At 57.6% G+C, this 4,777-nt stretch carries 4 protein-coding genes and 1 tRNA gene; all 5 read left to right on the forward strand.

Annotation, left to right across the window (positions count from 1 at the left end):
* The first annotated feature begins 344 nt into the window (after positions 1 to 344).
* The 5 genes from NW829_RS11695 to NW829_RS11715 all read left to right on the forward strand — a co-directional run bounded on the left by NW829_RS11695 (position 345) and on the right by NW829_RS11715 (position 4,701).
* Positions 345 to 1,346 carry a zinc-dependent alcohol dehydrogenase family protein gene (locus tag NW829_RS11695; RefSeq protein WP_414349833.1) on the forward strand — a complete coding sequence of 334 codons (1,002 nt, stop codon included), beginning with the start codon at positions 345 to 347 and terminating at the stop codon, positions 1,344 to 1,346.
* A 33-nt stretch (positions 1,347 to 1,379) separates the two neighbouring features.
* Positions 1,380 to 1,949 carry a hypothetical protein gene (locus NW829_RS11700; RefSeq protein WP_414332236.1) on the forward strand — a complete coding sequence of 190 codons (570 nt, stop codon included), beginning with the start codon at positions 1,380 to 1,382 and terminating at the stop codon, positions 1,947 to 1,949.
* Between the two features lie 75 nt (positions 1,950 to 2,024).
* Positions 2,025 to 3,620 carry an AAA family ATPase gene (locus NW829_RS11705; protein ID WP_414417150.1) on the forward strand — a complete coding sequence of 532 codons (1,596 nt, stop codon included), beginning with the start codon at positions 2,025 to 2,027 and terminating at the stop codon, positions 3,618 to 3,620.
* A gap of 295 nt (positions 3,621 to 3,915) precedes the next feature.
* Positions 3,916 to 4,569, forward strand: a complete 654-nt coding sequence (locus tag NW829_RS11710) for a Crp/Fnr family transcriptional regulator (protein WP_011434200.1) — start codon at positions 3,916 to 3,918, stop codon at positions 4,567 to 4,569.
* Between the two features lie 59 nt (positions 4,570 to 4,628).
* Positions 4,629 to 4,701: transfer RNA gene (locus tag NW829_RS11715), tRNA-Phe, on the forward strand.
* Positions 4,702 to 4,777 lie beyond the last annotated feature (76 nt).

Below are 4,777 nucleotides of genomic sequence, written 5' to 3' on the forward strand. Positions count from 1 at the left end.
ACATTTCCTGAGCTTAAGGACTACGTCCCGCTGACGCGAAAAGGACGGGATGCCCCACCGCCCTGTAGAGTAGTGCGTAGTGACTAGTCACTAGTCACTAGCCTTTTTATTGCTTCATGGAGTGGGGTGACGGCTTCGGTTTTGCGTGGGTATGTTGACCCTGCGCATACAGCGCGGGGCTTCTCGGCGGTTTAGCTAAAATAGGCTAGAGAGCAGCTGCAAGACTCCGCAGGGTTGCAAAGCAACACCCCAATGGGGAGATGCCCATCTTCTCATCACCAGAACAAACTCTACCCTGCATCCTTTGAGCGGGCCAACCCAACTGAAGCTGACAACTTGAGCGCATGAAAGCCGTAGTCATGAGTGTGCCCGGCGGGCCAGAGGTTCTGCAGCTCCGAGAAGTACCTGAGCCCCAAATTCGCGGCGAGCGGGAGCTGCGCATCCGTCTGAGGGCAGCCGGCGTCAACCCCATCGACACCAAACTGCGGCAACGGGGCACCTTCTATCCAGAGGAGATGCCCGCCATTCTGGGGTGTGACGGTGCCGGCGTTGTGGAAGCCGTGGGATCCGGAGTTAGGCACTTTACAGTGGGAGACGAGGTGTACTTCTGCCACGGGGGTCTGGGCAGGCAGGCGGGGAATTACGCCGAGCTGATCGTGGTGGACGAGCGTTTTGTGGCTCCCAAGCCCAGAACTCTGAGCTTTGCGGAGGCTGCTGCTGCCCCGCTGGTGCTGATCACCGCCTGGGAAGCGCTGTACGACCGGGGACGTCTCCAGGCCGGCCAAAGTGTGCTCATCCACGGGGGAGCGGGTGGAGTTGGCCATGTGGCCATTCAACTGGCCCGTCTACGGGGATCCAAAGTGGCCACCACCGTGAGCACCCCGGAAAAGGCGGAGTTTGTCCGTTCCCTAGGCGCCGGCTTGCCCATCTTCTACCGGCAGACAGACTTTGTGCGCGCCGTTTTGGACTGGACAGGGGGAGAGGGGGTAGATCTTGCCCTAGATACCTTGGGCGGCAAGCTATTGGAGCAGACCTTCCCCGCAGTGCGCGTGTACGGAGATATCGTCACCCTGCTGGCCCCGGCCCCAGAGATCGACTGGCGGGTGGCTCGCGACCGCAACTTGCGGGTGGGATTTGAGCTGATGCTCACCCCGATGCTGAAAAGCCTGACCAACGCCCAACAAAATCAGGCGGAAATCCTCAGGCAATGTGCCCGCCTCATCGACCAAGGCCAACTGCGGATCCAGCTCAGCCACACCTTTCCTCTGGCCGAAGCGGCTGCCGCCCACCGGTTGCTGGAGCAGGGATCCGTTCTGGGCAAAATTGCCTTAACCATCCCCGAGTAGGCATGCTGGAGAAAGCCCGTTGAGGATCTGCCCATGGTTGCTCCTCTCACCCCCCACCTGCTGGAGAACGAGAGCTTCTACGAAAATGCCCTCTGCTGGCTAGGGCGACCCCAGACGGCCTATCGACTGTTGAGCGAAGCAGTTTTTCCTGCCATCTCCTCTTGGGTGCGGGGGGAGGTAGATAGCCACTCTTTTAACCACTGGCAACTGGAGGATGTGCGCACCTTTCTGTATCCGGTGGTGGCTCTGGGGGATCAAGAAACCCTTGTTCTCTCCAGTGAAGCCCTGCTCCTCTGCGGCATCGGCAACTATTACAACCCCTGTGACTTGGCCATTGTGGTGTTTGTGCAGCAGCCCCAAGAGCTGTTCAGCCAACTGATGCAGCGCATTCGCCGGGCCGAAGCCACTATCAGCCGCGGGCCAGACGTGCGCATGCTCTCGGAACAGGTAAACCTGGCCAAGCGCGGACAAGACTACATCAACACCAAATATCTGGTCTGGCCCTACGCTCTTTCCGGTGCTGCTCAAGATACGCTAATTCAGCAGGGGATCAGCCTCATCCGTCTTTCCCCCCAAGAAGCCGCCTTGCCCTTTAAGGAATAGGTGGAGGACAATCTGCTCTGTCGGCGGAAGATAGGGATCCCCGTCCAAGCCCTTTTTCCATCTCTATCGTTTTTCATGGTCGATACCCACCTGCCCCCCTTGATCCAAGCGATGCTGGATCCCGCCTTCTACCCTCATCCGGTACGGGATCCCATTCGGCTTATTCAAACCCACATTTCCTATATTCTGCTGACAGGCGACTATGCCTATAAAGTGAAAAAGCCTTTGGACTTTGGCTTTTTGAACTTCACCACCCTGGAGAGGCGGCGCCACTTTTGCCAAGAAGAGCTGCGCATGAACCAGCGCGGTGCTCCCGGCCTTTATCTGCAAGTGTTGCCCATTGTCCAGACCGATGGCCGATTTCAGTTCAACAGCAGCGGCGAGCCCATAGAATACGCTCTGCAAATGCGGCAATTTCCCCAAGAGCAACTGTTCAGCAACCTGTTTGAGCGGGGAGAGCTAACGCCGTCCTTGATGGAGGAGCTGGGGCGGGTGGTGGCGACGTTTCATGCCCAAACCGAGACCAACGACTACATCCGCAGCTTTGGCCGGCCAGAACGGGTGCGAGAAGCCTTTGACGAGAATTACGCCCAAACCCAGCGCTACGTCGGCGGCCCACAAACAGCTCAGCAATATCGAGAAACCCAAGCCTACACCGATCGCTTTTTTGCTGAGCGGCAGGAGCTGTTTCAACAAAGAATAGAACAAAACCGCATTCGCGAATGCCACGGAGATTTACACCTGGGCAACATCTGTTTTTGGGAAGGGAAGATCCTGCTTTTTGATTGCATCGAGTTCAACGAAGCCTTCCGCTTTGTGGATGTCATGTACGACATATCCTATGGGGTGATGGATTTGGATGCCCGCCATCGCCCCGATCTGGGAAACGCCTATTTGAACACCTACCTGGAAGAAACCGGAGATTGGGAAGGGTTGAAGATCTTGCCTATTTACCTCAATCGGCAGGCCTACGTGCGGGCCAAGGTCACCTCTTTTTTGCTGGAGGATCCCACTGCAGCAGAGGAAGCCAAGGCCACAGCCTTTAGCACCGCCGCCCGCTATTACCGTCTTGCCTGGGAATACACCCTCCCCAAGCGGGGGCAGTTGTTCCTGATGTCGGGATTGTCGGGATCCGGCAAAAGCACGGTAGCCCGCCACTTGGCCCGTCAGCGGGGAGCCATTCACATTCGCTCCGATGCGGTGCGCAAGCATTTGGCCGGGATCCCTCTGCGGCAACGGGGGGGGCCGGAGGTTTATACCCCGGAGATGACCGATAAAACCTACCGCCGCTTGGTGCAGTTGGGAGTAGAGCTGGCCCAGGAAGGCTACACCGTGATTCTGGACGCCAAGTTCGACCGGCAGGCGCTGCGGGGGATGGCCATTGATCAGGCCCAACGCCAAGGGATCCCACTGCGCATCCTCCACTGCTACGCCCCTGAACCTGTTTTGCGGGAGCGCCTGCAACGCCGTAGCTCAGCTCCTCAGCCCCTCTTGGCCCCAGCCGGCTGCATCGATGGAGATCAGCAGCACTCTGCCGACATTGCTGATGCCACCGCCGAGATGCTCTCCCAACAGCAGGCCCACTGGCAGGATTTTTCCGATTCGGAACGGCCTTTTTTAAAGGTTTTGGATACCAGCCAAGATTGGCCATCTCAACTTCAGCAGGTCTAGATCTCGACTCAAACTGCACAAACTCGAGAAAATTGCTATCAGCAAGATGGATTTTGCCGTTTCTGGGCTAGAGGATGGCAGCAGCTTTTGTTGTGCAGGGATCCCTTTCCAAAGTAGCGGTAAAAATTGGGTCTAAAGCCCTGCCCTATCGCTACGCAGTTCGCCCTGGCGGGCTGTAGGCTGGGGAGCAGGGGGGCTTTCCAGGCCTACCCTTTTCCCATCCCACTCAACCAGAACCAACCCCGTGCAGGAGGATCCAACAGTGAGCGATGTAACTCCAGATGACCTTCGCCTGATGCTCCTGTTCGAGGGCTTTCCTCCTGAGAGGCTAGAGCCGCTGGCCGGGCAAATGTCGTTGCGCTCCCACCCGGTCAACCAGGCCATCTTGTTACAAAATGACTGGGGTAACGCCGTTTATTTCATCCTGGAAGGGTGGGTCAAGATTCGCACCCATGATCTCGAAGGCCGGGAGATCACCCTCACCATTCTTGGTCCAGGGGAAATCTTCGGGGAAATGGCTGCTTTGGACGAAGCGCCTCGTTCTACCGACGTTGTAGCCCTAACAGCCACCAAAGTCAGTTGTCTGTCGGCCCAACACTTCCTGGCTTTTTTGGCTTCTGATCCTCAGGCCGGCATCCGCCTTGCTCAGCTCATGTCGCGCCGCTTACGGCAGATCAACCGTCGTCTGCAGTTGCGCGAGGCCAGTAGTACGGCCCGTGTTGCCGATATCCTGCTGTTCTTGGCCGAATCCCGTGGCCGGGTTAGCCGAAGTGGCGTAGAGATCCCCAACTTGCCCCATCGGGAGCTGAGCAGCCTCAGTGGCCTAGCCCGGGAAACGGTCACTCGCGTCCTGTCCAAGCTGGAGCAAGAGGAGCTGATCCGCCGGGATCGCAACCGAGATGTTCTCTGCATCCCCCAGATGGAGGCTTTGGAGAAATTGATTGGCTAAATTGGGGGCGCCACCAGTTGTCAAAACCCCCCTCGACATCGTAAGATAGTAGGTCCAGAGCCGGGATAGCTCAGTTGGTAGAGCAGAGGACTGAAAATCCTCGTGTCACCAGTTCAAGTCTGGTTCCTGGCATCTGGTATGAGTATGCTGAGGCGGGCTTGGGTCAACGACCTAAGCCTTTTTGCTATGTCGGTCTGGGGAGTTCTGC

Origin of the sequence: Synechococcus sp. R55.8 (genome assembly GCF_047461895.1) — a bacterium.
In the GTDB taxonomy this organism is placed as follows: Bacteria; Cyanobacteriota; Cyanobacteriia; order Thermostichales; family Thermostichaceae; genus Thermostichus.